A 15,144-nucleotide genomic window follows, 5' to 3' on the forward strand; every position below is an offset into this window, starting at 1 on the left:
AAGAATCTTTGAACTTTCTTGCGTCTGCTTTCAAATAATATTGGTACAGGTAAAGAAGTCAGTCTAGAAAAAATAGCTAATGCTTTTTTTTCTAGACTGACTTCTTTAATATCTTGTAGGACATTAATCAGCAAGTTTAAAAACAACAACTCGGACTCTGAGAGTTGATTTTCTAAGCTAGTTTGATACAACGGAGGTAACATTTTCAAGCTTATTGGTCTTCTTGACAATGATTGACCTATCTTTTTTTACCATAATTCGGTCAAACCTTTGCAGCACTTGGAATATGAGGTGCGTGTCGCCCCTTCAGGGAGTAGATTTAGATTTATCAAATCATGAACGTCTGAAATATTGGGAACAGTTTTTAATAGATGAGATTGTCCCGCATCTCTATACAGAGATGCTAAATATTTTTGGTGGAAGGCGAACAGCGCCCTGTGTCTGTGCCTACCTTTGTCGCACTTTTTCCTTTACATATCTCGTACAGTGCCATTAAACGCTCGCCGGTACGAGCATGATTTGCTTTTAACGCTTCTTCCCTGAATATTGAGCTACTTTGATTCCAACGATCGCATTCTACTTTGAGCATCCCTGTTTCGTTCTCAGCTACACCCACTTCTTTAAAGTAATATATCTTCTTGAAAAACTCCAGTTCTCAAGATGGATGAGGTTTATAAGCCTTCATTCTGCTTGATTCAAGAAATCATTGAATTACAGTTTGAAAAAAAATTAGATAGTCATAAGATTGATAAATTGCACTCTGAATTCTCCAAAAATCCTGTTTGCGATCGCTTATTGAAACAGATTATTTTGCGCCACTGTTATATGCACGATATAGGATTTAGAGATCGTCAAAAACTAGCAACCAAGCTTAATATTTCAATGCAGGATCAGCATTCAATTTTGATCGCATCAAAAATAACTCAAGATTAGTTTGTTGCTCACACAAAAATAAAATGCTGTGAAGCTATAGTTAAGCAATAACAACAATTTGATAATAAAGCACCACTGACTCTTGCGTTCAACCGCCTAATTTTCTCATGCTTTAAGCTTTATTTTTCCTTAAAGTATCTAGTACAGCGAAACTAGCTAGAGGCAGATAAATTAATAACCTAATTATTAATTTCCAATAAGCCAGGCGGTGGTGTAATTTCAATGCGACCAGATTCCAAGTCTACCACTGGAGCGATCGCTTCCACAAATGGAATTAAAACAGTCTTTTGCTTTTTGTCATTTGTCATTTGTCCTTTGTCATTTGTCATTTGTCCTTTGTCATTTGTCATTTGTCCTTTGTCAGTAGTAAATGATTCATCCAACTTGACTTCTAACAAATCATTGCCAGCGGGGATGATATCTACCACCGTACCCACGAGTTCGCCAGATGCTTGCATGAAAACTTCTAAGCCAATCAAATCGAGGACATGATATTCATCTTTGCCTAATTGGGGGCGATCGCTTGCTGGCACCATTAACTTACAACCGCGCAAAGCTTCCGCCTGATCGCAATTTTTCACACCAGCTAATTTGATTACATACAAGTTTTTGTTACTGATATAACGTCCTGTTAATAATTCAATTGGTTGTGGTTCTGTGCCATCTAAACGCAACAACCAACGTTTTCCTGGCACCTCAAATCTTTCGGGAAAGTCAGATACAGGATAAACCTTCAATTCTCCAGACAATCCTTGAGGGGAAACAATCTTACCAATTTCTAACCAATTATCTGATTTGTCATTTGTCATTGGGCATTGGGTATTGGGCATTGGGCATTGGGCATTGGAGAAAAAATTCTTATAACTCTTAACTCCTAACTCTTAACTCCTAACTCCTAACTCCTAACTCCTAACTCCTAACTTTCCCTAATCAGGCATTCACAGCCGCACGCTTATAAGCTTCTTCAGCCACTTTTGCTAAACCTTGCATAGCAGTGACAATCTCCTCATCGCTGCCGGTGAGGCTGATGCGGAAGCATTGGTGCTTGTGGTCCCACTCTTCCTCTAAACCGGGGAAGAAGCTACTTCCTGGGACAATAATCACACCTACTTGCTTAACTTGCTGATAAAATTCCCAATCACTTATGGGTAAATCTTGTAACCATAACCACGCAAAAATTGCCCCTTCACCGCGATGGAGGAACCAAGGTAAATCCTTGGGCATCGCTTGTTCTAGACTGGTTTCTAAAACGGTAAATTTATTTTGGTAAAAGGGACGGATAACAGTGTGAGAAATTTCCACTAAAGCACCAGAATTGATTGCAAAAGCTGCGATCGCTTGGCCGTAACGTGAAGAATGGAGACTCATATTTGCCTGGAAACACTCCAGCACTTCAATCCACTTTTCATCCCCAATGGCAATACCAATTCTTTCTCCTGGTAATCCGGCTTTCGATAAACTCATGCAGTGGAGAATGTTATCACTAAACACTGGTGTCATTTCGGTAAAATTTAATGCTGGGAACGGAGGCGCATAAGCCGAGTCAATTAACACGGGTAGATTGTAAGGTGCAGCTAGGGCAGCAATCTTTTTCACCTCATCATCCGTGAGGACGTTACCAGTAGGATTACAGGGGCGAGAGAAGAGGACACAACCCGTATTTTCTGTAATTGTAAGTTTGCTGAAGTCGGGACGATATTTAAATCGGTGGGCAGCTGCATCAATATCGAGAGTTGGTTTGTAGGCAGTTAAGGCTTTTGGAACTAAGCAGATACCACCATAACCTGTGTAGTCAGGGCTGAGGGGTAAAACGATTTGTTTTAACTCGCCACTGGGAGTGTAGCCACCGAAGGTATTGGCAGCGTAGAAATAGAGGGTTTGACTACCGGGGGTGATGAGGATATTGCGATCGCTTAAGTTTAACCCGTAGCGTTTGTTGAAGTCGTTGGCGATCGCTTCAACAAATGGTGCATAGCCCTGACTTGAACCGTAACGGCAAACTACCTCACCATATTCTGGACTAGCAAGAAGTTGTGCAGTACAATCCCGCCATAATTGCTCTACTTCTGGCAAAATCAACGGATTACCAGCACTCAAATTAATAAACTGCTTCCCTGCACCCGCTCGTAATGTTTCGATAATATCCTTCATGATTGCTCTGACGCCAGTCAGGTTGGACATTTGAGCGCCAATTTGAGTTAGGGCAGGGTTCATAAGCTTTAACAAAATATATTAATTGAGAGGTGGACAAATTATTTGGGGGTTGCTGCTGACATCCAGTTTACATCGTTGTCAAAACAGCAGTTACCGCCTTTAACCAATCTAGCTAGAGAATGGTATTTTAACAAAGTAATATTTATCCTTATAGCGGCGATCGTGCTTAGTAAATACGATGAAGTAATACAAAAGTTTATCATGCGTTCAATGCCTATGAGGCAACCGAGGAGTGAAGAAGAGAATAGAGAATAGGGTACAGATTATCACCTATCACCTGTCACCTCTCCCCTAATCCCAATGCCCAATGCCCAATGACAAATGACAAATGACAAAACTATACAGGAGTGCTGAAATTGCAAGTTAAAGCAGCATTAGCTTACAGCGCAGGTAAGCCGTTGACGATTGAAACCGTTCAACTATCGGGGCCGCAAGCTGGCGAAGTGTTAGTTGAGGTGAAAGCCAGCGGGGTTTGTCATACCGACGCCTTTACCCTATCTGGTGACGATCCCGAAGGTTTGTTTCCAGCGATTTTGGGACATGAAGGTGCTGGTGTGGTAGTGGAAGTAGGCGCTGGTGTCACCAGTCTCAAACCAGGGGATCATGTGATTCCCCTCTACACTCCCGAATGTCGCCAGTGCGAATATTGTTTGAGTTTCAAAACTAATCTCTGTCAAGCCATTCGCCTAACTCAAGGACGCGGTGTTATGCCCGATGGCACTAGTCGCTTTAGTCTCGATGGGCAGATGATTCATCATTATATGGGTACATCCACTTTTGCTAACTATACGGTGCTGCCAGAAATCGCTTTGGCAAAAATTCGTGAAGACGCCCCCTTTGATAAGGTTTGTTACATTGGCTGCGGTGTCACTACTGGTATTGGTGCAGTCATCAATACTGCCAAGGTGGAACCTGGGGCAAATGTTGTGGTTTTTGGTTTGGGTGGTATAGGCTTAAATGTCATCCAAGGGGCGCGGATGGTAGGGGCCAATATGATTGTCGGGGTAGATATTAATCCCAACAAACGCGCCTTGGCGGAAAAGTTTGGTATGACACACTTTGTGAATCCCCAAGAAGTAGAAGGTGATTTAGTTCCCTATCTGGTTGATTTAACAAAAGGCGGTGCTGATTACAGCTTTGAATGTATTGGTAATGTTAAATTGATGCGTCAAGCATTAGAATGTTGCCATAAAGGTTGGGGTGTGAGTGTGATTATTGGTGTTGCTGGTGCTGGACAAGAAATCAGTACTCGTCCTTTTCAACTAGTAACTGGGCGCGTTTGGAAAGGTTCAGCATTCGGTGGTGCTAGAGGGCGTACAGATGTGCCAAAAATTGTAGATTGGTATATGGAAGGTAAGATAAATATTGATGATTTAATTACCCATGTGATGCCTATTGAGCAAATTAATGAAGCTTTTGAATTGATGCACAAAGGAGAATCAATTCGCAGTGTGGTGACTTTTTAGCTGAAGGAGTTCCCTGAAGACGTACAAGACGTAATGGGTTACGCCCTTGATGTAGCACAACATGGGGGTAAGCATCCCGATGCAAAACCCCTGCGCGGTTTTAAAGGAGGCGGGGTTTTAGAGGTTGTAGATGATTTTGATGGAGATACATACCGAGCAGTGTACACTGTAAAATTTGCGGGGTTTGTCTACTTATTAAACGCGTTTCAAAAGAAGTCAAAACATAGTATTGCTACATCACAACAAGATATAGATTTAGTAAAAAAGAGGTTAAAAGCCGCCCAGGAAGACTATTCGGAACAAGCTGCTAAAGAAAAGGAGTAAATAAGTGACTAAAGAAAATAGCGTTTATACTAGCAGTGGAAATGTATTTGCTGACTTAGGTTTAGCTAATTCTGAAGAAAGATTAGTGAAAGCTGAACTAGCACGCAAAATCAGTGAAGCAATCACTTTCCGTAAATTAACACAAGTCCAAGGTGCTGAATTTTTAGGAATTGATCAACCAAAAATTTCAGCATTGGTGAGAGGTAGACTTTCAGGCTTTTCAATTGATAGATTATTTCAATTTTTGAATGATTTAGATAATGATCTAGAGATTGTCATCAAACGAAAACCTGAAGACCGCAAGCAAGCTCGGACAACTGTTGTTTGCTAAGTAATAGATAAAAACTCGTGACAGCAAATCTTAAGATACCTCTTTAGTTGATTCTAAAGGGGTATCTTTAAAAGTTAGCAATAATTTAGCTTTGCATCGTTAGCCCCCACAATCGGCATTTCCACCCAAAGTCTGGGAAGGAGAAACCAGAAAAGTTTGACACCAATGCACATCTATGATCCTTTACTATAATTAGGGAAAGTTCACCAGGTTTTGAACCCACTATGCAGATACCACAAACCGGACAACCTGCGTTAAACCTGATGTCAAACCTCTACGAAAATGACTTCTACAGTTGGACTCAACAACAGGCGAACCTTTTACGTCATCACCAATGGAACAAGCTTGACCTGCCCAATTTAATTGAGGAAATTGAATCTTTGGGAAGAAAGTAACGCCAAGAATTGAGAAATAGTCTTAATATATTAATTGGGAATTTGCTCAAATGGGAATATCAACCAAAGCAACGAAGTCGTAGTTGGTTAGCGACAATTAGAGTACAACGACGGGAAATTCTGAAGTTGTTAAGCGAAAATCCTAGTCTGAAACCTTACCTTGAAGAAGCACTTCAGGAATCTTATGACAACGGTAGGGATTTGGCATCAGGAGAAACAAATCTGCCACTCTCAACTTTTCCCCAGCAATGTTTATATACTTTTGAGGAAATTCTGAGCGATCGCTTTTATCCGGGTAAGCCTACCACAGATGATTTAATGGATTGACACTCCTCAATCAAAATTCACAAGTAGTAAAATTTGTCAACTTGATAATACCTCATCAAAGTATCGATCAATTTCTGCCGTAAGTATTTCAAAGTCTACAGGCTTGGTCAAGTGGCATTTGAAACCAGCCTGAAGCGCAAGCTGCCGATCCTCTTGGCTACCGTAGCCGGTGAGCGCAATCATAATTGAGCGAGTAAATTTGGAGTCTTTACTCAGTTCCTGTGCAACGGCGAATCCATCCATTTCGGGAAGTCCGATGTCACAAATAATCACATGAGGCTCAAGCTTCTTTGCAGTTTCTACCCCTAAAATTCCATTATTGGCAATGGAAACTTCATGCCCAAAATGCTCAAGTACTGCTTGTAATGATATGGCTGAATCCTCGTTATCTTCGATGACTAAAATCTTCAACGATTTTTTAGCCGCTTCTATAATCTCCGGGTCGTTATGCCAAGCTGTAATCTCTTCGCATACAGGGAGAGTGACTTTGAATTCTGCTCCCAAATTGATCCCTCTACTTGACGCTTCAACATTACCACCATGAAGTTCCACAAGACTTTTGACTACTGAAAGTCCCAAACCTAGCCCGCCTCTCGAACGATCTAAACTGCGATCGGCCTGGGTAAACGGCTCGAAAAGTTCTGGTAATATTGTCGGGTCTATCCCGATGCCTAAGTCTCTTACAGATAAGACCGCTAGACTACCTGAGCCATTCTCACCTGGAATAACTGAGAAATCCACCCAGATCGTTCCATCTGGTTTGGAAAACTTTAAGGCGTTATCAAGAAGGTTCCCAAAGATTTGGAAGAAGCGAGTGGAGTCAACATAAGCCCACACGGACGTGTTTGGTAGGTCTTGTACTATGTTAAGATTCCATCTCTTTATTGCTTGTGCATGGTCATTGAGACTTTGGCGAACTAATTCCACCAGATTAACCTTCTCAAGGTTTAATGAAATCTTCCCATAAGTGATGGACGATACGTCAAGTAACTCATCGATCAATTTCGAGAGGTGCTTAATCTGGTGTTGCATCATTAAAACTGTTTCCCCAACTGCGCCAGTCTCGCCTAGCTTCAACTTCAGTAGCTGAACGCCGTTGGAGATGGGGGCAACGGGATTCCTCAGTTCGTGAGCCAGCATGGCAATAAATTTGTCTTTCAGGGCGTTTTGGTTTGTCAGTTTCTGGAAAAGTTGGACGTTTGCGATCGCAACTGCTGTAGTGTCAGTCAAAATCTCTAGCATTCCGATCTCTTGGGGCGTGGCTAGGTGGTGTGTACTCCAGTAGGCTCCAATCGCACCCAGTGGATCGGAAACCAGAATCGGAACCATCACTAAACTTTTGACAAAAGTCACCTTGTATGCGTCAATAGGAATTCGTGCATCCTGGTAAATGTCCTCAATCACGGCTGCTTTTTTATTGAGCATTGCCCAACCGGAGATGCAAGACTTGAGCGAAAAACGCATACCTTTCCAAAGTGGGCCAATGGCATTTTCATCGACATAGTGGCAAGATTCACCATCCCGCAATACAAAAGTTACTCCATCAGCATTTGTGAGATCGCGAGCAGCCAAACGCACAATCTCAATAATTTCCTCAATAGTCCGCACAGAAGCCAAATCCTTCACGACCGAAAGCAGCCTGTTGTAAGACGAAATACTATAGCTCTGATCTGAATTCTGTTTTTGAGAAATGGAGATGTCTAATGTATTTTTCATAAAGAACTCCGAACAAAAGGGATGTCTGTATAAAAACTCAGGTAAAGCGGGTAGGTTCAGCAGACACCTACTCTCAATCGTAATCTTAACTTTGATCTTAAGAGTACAATCTGTTCCTGCATTTTTGCTTTTCCTTATATAGGATGAAATTCTTCAAAAATGCTAAGTAAATATTCGCAATTTACTTTTATTTACTAATGCAACTTCTGGTGTTTAATCTACTGGGGTTACGTAGCAGCTTAAACTCGTTATTTAGGCGTAGTATTTGCAAGAGAATCGAAGATCCGTCACAATCCTTTGTAGACATTGCCGATCGCAGGCAAACTATTTGGCGATCGCTAAATAATACTCAAATCGCTGCCCAAGTTGTTTAACCGTTAGATTCTGAGTCCAGTACTCTACTAAGGCATGACCAAATGCCCAGGCGTTGCGATCGGGTGAAGCGGAGTTTTCCAGCAGTAGCGGCCAAAGGGATAGCAATTCAAAGTTGAGCGAGTTGGGGTTCAAGAGCGAGAAAAGCTCATATCCCATTTGAAGTTTGCCAATCACAATCGGCAACTGTTCCACGGGAATTTGCTCCGCCAGCATATATGCTAGGGCTGGAGATCCGGTTGAGAGCGTAGAAACAAACTGGAGAACGGGACTTTTGAGCAATGCCGTTAATCCTTGTGTTGTCGTCATTTGGAAGGTGTAGTAGTCGATGATTTTGGCGGCGGCGACGATGCGGACTTCTAGGTTACGCAAAAAGCGGGCGAGACGGAGTTGCTTGGTAGGTGCGATCGCATTTACTAATCCCAACGATAGCGCCTCTACTCCCCAGGCAACTCGACCCGTTTTGCTATCACCTGTAACCACGGGTAAAACTAGATTACAAAAGTTTCCTAGTAATTTGGCGCGATACTCAGTGGCTTCTCGAATCGCACTTTCTTTTGGGCGATCGCCCCATTCCCAATCATAAGGCGGTTGCCATTCGCGGATGGGACGCAGCCGATCTACCTGAGTAACGATCGCGATCGCGGGTAAATCTGCAACTTCTGCTTTGATGTCTTGCAAAAAGTCCACATCCATTTGCAGGGCAGGATCGAGGGCAGGAGTAGCTAACAGCAGCAAATCTGAATTAATGGCATAATCAAGCACCAGATTTCGCAGCTCGGCACGGTTGACTTGTTCGTAACCAGGTGTATCCAAAAGCGTTAGGGTTTCCCCACTTTCAGTCTGCCATTGATAATTCTGAATGCGATCGGTACTGGGTAAAACATCAACGGCTGCGAGATCCGCCTGAAATAGCGTGTTAATCAAGCTACTTTTTCCCGATCCCGTGCGCCCCACCAGCAGAATATTCACGGGTTTTTGCTCAACCGCCTCGGCTGGTTGAGCTTGAGTCAGGATTCCTCGGAGTGTTTGGGTTTTTGCCTTGGGTAAAGTTGGTGGGGAAACTACGGTTGCTGAAACTGGTAATGTGCTACGTCCGTAGAGAGCGATCGCTTGTCGGCATAAGTTTCTCAGGGCAGCTTCCCGGAATAACTGGCTCAAATTCCCCAATAATTGCTGAGTTGCTTGGTTACTGAAACCCTGACTGGCTTGTTTTGCCACCGCCGCCACCGGATTTAAGATCCATTGTGCCCAGTTCCAAGCTTTCCAGAATTTCCGAGCCGATGGTTCCAACTTCCGGTAAACCTCGTATCCTTGGTATGCTTGTCCAACCGTTACCTGATTCAGGATAGGGGATAACTTTTGCATCCACTGATCCATATCATCCACCGTTCCGCGAATCAGCCCGTAAGCTTGGGGGACGTAGATGTTTAGCAGGGGATATTGAATTTGAGGATTGTAGATATGAGCGATCGCTACCACTAAATCCTGACATCGCGTCCAAAAAGTTTGCCAGTCTTCCCAAATCGGGCGATCGCTTTGTGCTGCTTGGAGAATTTCTTGAAGGGCGGCTTCTGCAAGCTTTGTGGTGTCACTTCCCACAGGTCGCGCTACTGTATCCTCTGCTGTCGATTCCAGTTCTTCACGGACTTGAGTTAATACAGCTTCTACTTGGTTAACAGCTGGTTGAGTCCATTTGACTAGCAGCCAACGCCAACCAACGAATAAAACGGTGAATACACCCCAAATCCAATTAATGCCCCACGCATGAATTTGTGAACCGGCTGACACCAGTAAGAAAATGATGATAAACGCGATCGGAATTGCTAAGACGACCCACTGCCACGGTTTTAATCGCACCATTGCCCCATACCTGCTTTAATAACCCTTCTTATACAAATAGTAACTATGAAAGAAAGTTTGCAAAACTAATTGACTACCGATGATGGTATCTGTTGAATTTTCTAATTTTGTGTTCACACTTTTAGGAAACTGATGTTATGACTGTGTATAAATTACTATTGCCTTTTATTGCATTGTCTTATACATTTTTGTCAAAAATTACTTAAAGGGGAGTTTTCATGGAACGTGAAGATATGCACCGACAACTAGGAATTTTAGATGAAAATCCGAAAGAGATAGACCAAGAAGAACAAGAAGAATCGGAAGAACAACAAAATTCTGCCGAAAAGAGAAGAAGAAAAAATTCTAAACCAAAACGACCATTCCCTACTTATCTATTAGAGGATGCTATAAAAATTCCTCAAGTAATAAGACAGTTTAATGGTGGTAATGCTTGGAGTCCTGATGATATTGTAAAAGCTTTAGAAATGGGCAAAGGTAATAATTTTTATTACTTGACAGCTTCATCTCGTGATTATGGTTTTACTGAGGGTACTAGCAGTACTCAAAAAATTGCACTTGCGTCTATAGGGAAAAGTATTGTGTATGCAAGATCGGCAGAAGAAGAAATAAATGGCTACAGGCAAGCATTTTTTAGGATTCCATTATTTAAAACAGTACATGAATACTATGATGGACGAACACTTCCACAAATTACATATCTTAAAAATACTTTAATAACTGAATTTAACATTGATGAAGAGTTTCATGATGACTTTTATAAAGTATACCAAGCTAATTTAAATTTTCTGTCAAAGTTGGAGGAAACTACACAAAATAAATCTTCAAGGGTAGAAAGGGTAGAAATATCAACGAACAAAGAACACTCTGCTGATGCCTTTATACTTGGAGAGCCGGAAGAAAAAACTACTTTAGTAGCATTTGTGGCAATGCCATTTTCAGAAAAGACCGCAGAATATCCCGAAAGTTTCTTTGATGAAGTATTAACTCAATTAATTACTCCTGCTGCAATACAAGCAGGTTTTAAAGCTGAAACTGCAAAAAAGAAAGGAAGTGATGTAATTCAATCAACAATTATAAATGACTTGAGTAAGGCTGATCTGGTGATTGTAGATTTAACTGAACATAATCCCAATGTTTTGTTTGAGCTTGGTCGGAGGATGGCTTTAGATAAACCTATTGCACTGATTAGAGCATTAGGTACAAAATCAATATTTGATGTAGATCACATGCTCAGGGTTTACGACTATAATCCAAGGCTATGGAGGTCAAGTTTAGAACAAGATATTCCCGCCTTAGCAGATCATATTAAGGCATCATGGGATAATCGAGATAGTGAAAAATCATACGCCAAAATATTAACAGATAAATAATCCTTAAAAAGAGGTTATATTAAACTTGTATAGTCTGTCAAAACTCAGTCGAAAGTGAATTATCTCGCCTCAAGTCACCTTTACATAGAATAAAGAAATAATCGCATTCCTATTTAAACAATATTTAGATTGGGTAATTAGGTAATTGTCTTCGATACATTCAGCGATCGCAAGCAAGAATAAAGAAAGCGATCGCTTGCCATAAAACCTAAAATACTAGTAATTGGCAATTTTTATCCACAACTCATTGCGATATTGATTTTTCTACCAACAATTCTGATGCTGCTTCACCCTCACCCACGTTATCAGAATTAACAGATTTAGAAAAACCATCTGCTACATCTTTGATAAAACCAGCTACAGGTACTGCAACTAGTAAACCCAAGACTCCGCCAACATTGGTTCCTACAAGCAAAGCAACTAATACCCATATTGGTCTAATGCCAGTAATTTTACCTAATAAACGTGGTGCGATCGCCTGATCGATTAACTGATCAATGACAACAGCTACCGCAAAAACCTTAGCTGCTAGCCAAAAGTCATGTGACGCTATTATTAAAGTTATTAAAACCAGACTGACGACATCACCAAAGGGAATTAAGCTCAAAAGCCCAACTCCCAAACCAAAGAGTAAACCAAACGGGACTTGAAAACCTAAAAACAATAATGTTATTGAAACACCCATCAGCAAAGCCAAAGTTCCCTGGCCAATTAAGTAATTTTGGAAGTTTTGCTGAATAGACTGGCTTACCTGCTGGGCAAGATTTCCAGGTAGTTTCTTAAATATTGCCTCCCAAATTCTTGGGCCATCTAACAATAAGTAAAAAGTTAGCACTACTGTGATTAATGCCTCAGAAATACTATCAATTGTATCTATGATAATACTTAAAAGTTTATCTGAAATAAACTCTAATTCATTAGGTAATTGGTCAGTAATTTGTGCTAATAGCTGACTTAGATTCACATTTAATTTATGTTTAAAAAACCAATCATTGACAATCTGAAGTTTTTCTTCGCTAGAATCAATCCATTGGGGAAAGACTTTAACCATCTCATTAAATTGCTCTAAAACAATGGGCACTAAAGTGATACCTAGAGCTACAACAATTACCAATGCTAATATAAAAACTAATGCTACTGCATAGCTGCGTTTAACTCTCCGCTGTTGGAGAATCGAAACAGGATAGTTTAAAACGAATGCAAGCAAGGTAGCCAATACAAGAATTGTTACGACAGGTTGAAAGTTTTTAACCAGCAAAAATGCTAGCCAACCATTGAGAAATACTAGAGGAAATAACAGCGTAAAGATTAACCATCTAAGTAGTTGATTCAGTGACAAATTCATAATTAATTTCAAAGCGAAAATTATTCTATTTACTAGATTTAACCGAATAATCAAATCTGCTCACTCAACAGGAAGTAGACAATAGACCTCTTGCATAAGTCGAATATACCCCCCTTAATCCCCCCGATATATTGGGGGGAAACTTGAAATCTTGCCCCCTCCCCTTCACAAGGGGAGGGTTGGGGAGGGGTGATTCAAGGATTTTTGCAACAGGTCTAATAAAAATTTTCTCTCAGTACAGACGCGATTAATCACGTTTTTCCCAATTTTCTATTCCCTACTCCCCATTATTCTAATTACTAACTTTCAGCGAAAGTTAAAAATTGCTCCTCATTTATTCGCCCTGCTTGATAGAGAGTATTAGTAATTTCCGAAATAGTTAAAACCGCATGACTGCGATAACCATTTTGCTGTAACCTATCTTTCACCCCCTGTTCATGATCGATAAATACCACAATATCATTAACCTTTAATCCAGCTGATTCCAACTTTCCTGCCCCTTCCATGACACTTTTGCCACTAATGAGAATATCGTCAACCACTACAACTGTTTCACCAGAATGAAAGTTACCCTCAATTACTCTTCTAGTTCCGTGTGCTTTCACCTCTTTACGCGGGAAAATCATCGGACAATGAAGGCGCAAAGCTAAACCAGTCGCAGTAGGTAATGAACCATAAGGAATACCTGCTAATCTATCAAAATTCAGGTTCTTCAAAATATCCTCATAAGCTGTAAGAACTTGATTAAAAAGTTGGGGATTGGAAATAATTTTGCGTAAGTCGATGTAATAGGGAAATATCGCTCCTGATGCTTGGACAAAGCTGCCAAACATAATGCAGTCAATATCATAAAGTTGTAAAATCAAATCTTGGTGGGGGTGCTGATTTAGAAAACAAACATCAGGAAACCACACAGAACAAGTAGAATTTTCGTGAACAATTTCAGTTTTGATTTGATTAATTTCTGCACGTAGAGACTGGACTTCCTCTGATAATTGTGTATTTACCAACATATCTTGAGGAATAGGAATCAGTAAACCATCACCATTACTATTCAAGCCAGCTTCTAAAATTTGCTTCAAGTTTTGACCCTCCGCCCAGATGCTACGCGCCATAATAATTCGTTCAGGTGCAACTGCTCGAATAAGTGCTAAAATTTCAGGATTTGTAGTTCCCACTTCCAAACCCAATTGTTCTGGAGTTCCCCAGGTTTTGGATTCTTTTACTACCTGTAAATAAAGGGGTGATTCGTTTGTAGGATACTGCTGTAAAGCTTCTGCACCTGGATTAGAAGTACAGCATAAAATAAACGCCGCTTTATCAGGATAGACTAAAAAAGGTGCTACGTGATCTTGTCCTGTATAGGGACTGAGAGTGATTGCATCCACTTGCCATTTTGTAAACACAGTCTGGGCAAAGATGGTACTAGTATTTAAGTCACTGTGTTTGGCATCTAAAATCACTGGGATGTGGGCTGGAATAGCTGCTAAAGTTTTGTACAGCAGTTCTAAACCAGGAATACCTAACGCTTCGTAAAAGCCAAATGTCGGTTTATAAGCACAAACGAAATCAGAAGTTTCCGCAATAATGAATTGTAACCACTTTTCCAAACCAGCGATGAGTTCTTCAGATTCATAACGCCCAGGCATCATCTCTGGATTTGGATCAAGTCCGGCAAATAGTAAGCTTTGGTTTTCCAAGATATTACGATTCAATTTATCAAAAAAGTTCATTTTTTTTGTTTCAAAAAGAGTCATTGGTCATTGGGCACTTGTACTGAGCGTACCCCTGCGGGGAAGCAAGCTACGCGTAGCGTCTCGTAGAGAAACCGAAGTATTGGTCATTGGTCATTATTCTCTGGATCTTTCTATAGCGGTTCTCGAATGGAAGCAATACACTTTGACCTCTCTCCAAACCTCTCTCCTAAAAGGAGAGAGGCTTTGAATCTTGCTCCCCAACGCTACAAGGGTTGGGGCTAGGGGTTAGGTCTTATTGGACTCAAGCAAGAAGCGCCATATCTCCATGACCATAGTTTGTTTACTAAAACATTGATTCTGTTAGTTGAGTACCTCCAGCTTTTTTCCCTAATTGATAGTGAATTACTACAAATAAGATAACCATCGGCACTGAGGCAAAGTGAACAATTCGCAATGCTTGCCAATCGCCAAATAAATCCACAATCCAGGGAAATTGAGCAGGTTTATACATTCCTATTCCTGTAAATAATGCCAGCAGCAAAATAGGAATAATTGCTGTATAAGCAATCCGATGCCAAGCATAAATTAGGCGTTGGGAATTTTGAGTTTTTTGTAATGCTTTGAAGTCATTAACACCTACAAAGCGATGTCGCCAGCGTCGGGTAATTAAAATGTAAATTCCATACCACAACAGATTCAGCGAAAATAGCCACATTGCTGCAAAATGCCAGTGTCATTAAACTCAACGAGGTTGTCACCAACCCCGTTGGTCTTCAAAACCGTGCTTG

Annotated in this window: 12 protein-coding genes and 3 pseudogenes; 6 read left to right on the top strand and 9 right to left on the bottom strand. The window is 40.9% G+C overall.

Features of this window, described 5'->3' with window-relative positions:
• Together HWQ40_RS03310 and HWQ40_RS03315 are read right to left on the bottom strand one after the other, a co-directional pair.
• A pseudogene (locus HWQ40_RS03310) lies at nucleotides 1-203 on the bottom strand (hypothetical protein); the annotation flags it as partial.
• Between the two features lie 200 nt (nucleotides 204-403).
• Complete coding sequence (locus HWQ40_RS03315) at nucleotides 404-589, bottom strand: hypothetical protein (protein WP_292774951.1); 186 nt, start codon at nucleotides 587-589, stop codon at nucleotides 404-406.
• A 71-nt stretch (nucleotides 590-660) separates the two neighbouring features.
• Between HWQ40_RS03315 and HWQ40_RS03320 the strand changes: the two genes are divergently transcribed.
• A complete protein-coding gene (locus tag HWQ40_RS03320) occupies nucleotides 661-933 on the top strand; it encodes a hypothetical protein (protein ID WP_292774952.1) in 273 nt (90 codons plus the stop codon).
• Nucleotides 934-1,112: 179 nt separating this feature from the next.
• Here the strand turns inward: HWQ40_RS03320 and rimM are convergent, their stop codons facing one another.
• Together rimM and HWQ40_RS03330 are read right to left on the bottom strand one after the other, a co-directional pair.
• Nucleotides 1,113-1,763, bottom strand: coding sequence for a ribosome maturation factor RimM (gene rimM, locus HWQ40_RS03325; RefSeq protein ID WP_292774953.1), 651 nt, complete (start codon nucleotides 1,761-1,763; stop codon nucleotides 1,113-1,115).
• A 100-nt stretch (nucleotides 1,764-1,863) separates the two neighbouring features.
• Complete coding sequence (locus tag HWQ40_RS03330; RefSeq protein ID WP_292774954.1) at nucleotides 1,864-3,147, bottom strand: valine--pyruvate transaminase; 1,284 nt, start codon at nucleotides 3,145-3,147, stop codon at nucleotides 1,864-1,866.
• Between the two features lie 356 nt (nucleotides 3,148-3,503).
• Here HWQ40_RS03330 and HWQ40_RS03335 point away from each other — a divergent pair, with 356 nt between their 5' ends.
• The 4 genes and pseudogenes from HWQ40_RS03335 (at nucleotide 3,504) to HWQ40_RS03350 (ending at nucleotide 5,990) form a co-directional block, all read left to right on the top strand.
• Nucleotides 3,504-4,613 (top strand): S-(hydroxymethyl)glutathione dehydrogenase/class III alcohol dehydrogenase, encoded by a 1,110-nt coding sequence (locus tag HWQ40_RS03335; RefSeq protein ID WP_292774961.1) that lies wholly within the window; start codon nucleotides 3,504-3,506, stop codon nucleotides 4,611-4,613.
• Complete coding sequence (locus tag HWQ40_RS03340) at nucleotides 4,614-4,937, top strand: type II toxin-antitoxin system RelE/ParE family toxin (protein WP_292774962.1); 324 nt, start codon at nucleotides 4,614-4,616, stop codon at nucleotides 4,935-4,937. It begins immediately after the preceding gene.
• Between the two features lie 4 nt (nucleotides 4,938-4,941).
• Nucleotides 4,942-5,268 (top strand): helix-turn-helix domain-containing protein, encoded by a 327-nt coding sequence (locus HWQ40_RS03345; RefSeq protein WP_292774955.1) that lies wholly within the window; start codon nucleotides 4,942-4,944, stop codon nucleotides 5,266-5,268.
• Between the two features lie 224 nt (nucleotides 5,269-5,492).
• Nucleotides 5,493-5,990: pseudogene (locus HWQ40_RS03350) on the top strand (DUF29 domain-containing protein).
• Nucleotides 5,991-6,026: 36 nt separating this feature from the next.
• On the opposite strand, the gene HWQ40_RS03355 reads toward HWQ40_RS03350, so the two are convergent.
• Entirely contained in the window at nucleotides 6,027-7,706 is a 1,680-nt protein-coding gene (locus HWQ40_RS03355) for an ATP-binding protein (RefSeq protein ID WP_292774956.1), read from the bottom strand.
• A 324-nt stretch (nucleotides 7,707-8,030) separates the two neighbouring features.
• Nucleotides 8,031-9,941, bottom strand: coding sequence for a GTPase family protein (locus tag HWQ40_RS03360; protein WP_292774957.1), 1,911 nt, complete (start codon nucleotides 9,939-9,941; stop codon nucleotides 8,031-8,033).
• 218 nt (nucleotides 9,942-10,159) lie between these two features.
• Between HWQ40_RS03360 and HWQ40_RS03365 the strand changes: the two genes are divergently transcribed.
• Nucleotides 10,160-11,314 (top strand): hypothetical protein, encoded by a 1,155-nt coding sequence (locus HWQ40_RS03365; protein ID WP_292774958.1) that lies wholly within the window; start codon nucleotides 10,160-10,162, stop codon nucleotides 11,312-11,314.
• Between the two features lie 244 nt (nucleotides 11,315-11,558).
• Here the strand turns inward: HWQ40_RS03365 and HWQ40_RS03370 are convergent, their stop codons facing one another.
• The 3 genes and pseudogenes from HWQ40_RS03370 to HWQ40_RS03380 form a co-directional block, all read right to left on the bottom strand.
• Nucleotides 11,559-12,659: an AI-2E family transporter gene (locus HWQ40_RS03370; RefSeq protein ID WP_292774959.1), complete on the bottom strand. Its 1,101-nt coding sequence runs from the start codon at nucleotides 12,657-12,659 to the stop codon at nucleotides 11,559-11,561.
• A 299-nt stretch (nucleotides 12,660-12,958) separates the two neighbouring features.
• Nucleotides 12,959-14,392 (bottom strand): bifunctional orotidine-5'-phosphate decarboxylase/orotate phosphoribosyltransferase, encoded by a 1,434-nt coding sequence (locus HWQ40_RS03375; RefSeq protein ID WP_292774960.1) that lies wholly within the window; start codon nucleotides 14,390-14,392, stop codon nucleotides 12,959-12,961.
• 307 nt (nucleotides 14,393-14,699) lie between these two features.
• Nucleotides 14,700-15,089 (bottom strand): annotated as a pseudogene (locus HWQ40_RS03380) (cytochrome b/b6 domain-containing protein); the annotation flags it as partial.
• Between the last annotated feature and the right edge of the window lie 55 nt (nucleotides 15,090-15,144).

This window comes from Nostoc sp. NMS9, assembly GCF_017114995.1.
Lineage (GTDB): Bacteria > Cyanobacteriota > Cyanobacteriia > Cyanobacteriales > Nostocaceae > Nostoc.

Coding starts and splice junctions, on each gene's coding strand:
- HWQ40_RS03360 (WP_292774957.1), bottom strand. CDS start 9,941: ATGGTGCGATTAAAACCGTGGCAGTGGGTCGTCTTAGCAATTCCGATC.
- HWQ40_RS03355 (WP_292774956.1), bottom strand. CDS start 7,706: ATGAAAAATACATTAGACATCTCCATTTCTCAAAAACAGAATTCAGAT.
- HWQ40_RS03320 (WP_292774952.1), top strand. CDS start 661: ATGGATGAGGTTTATAAGCCTTCATTCTGCTTGATTCAAGAAATCATT.
- HWQ40_RS03315 (WP_292774951.1), bottom strand. CDS start 589: ATGCTCAAAGTAGAATGCGATCGTTGGAATCAAAGTAGCTCAATATTC.
- rimM (WP_292774953.1), bottom strand. CDS start 1,763: ATGCCCAATACCCAATGCCCAATGACAAATGACAAATCAGATAATTGG.
- HWQ40_RS03365 (WP_292774958.1), top strand. CDS start 10,160: ATGGAACGTGAAGATATGCACCGACAACTAGGAATTTTAGATGAAAAT.
- HWQ40_RS03370 (WP_292774959.1), bottom strand. CDS start 12,659: ATGAATTTGTCACTGAATCAACTACTTAGATGGTTAATCTTTACGCTG.
- HWQ40_RS03375 (WP_292774960.1), bottom strand. CDS start 14,392: ATGAACTTTTTTGATAAATTGAATCGTAATATCTTGGAAAACCAAAGC.
- HWQ40_RS03330 (WP_292774954.1), bottom strand. CDS start 3,147: ATGAACCCTGCCCTAACTCAAATTGGCGCTCAAATGTCCAACCTGACT.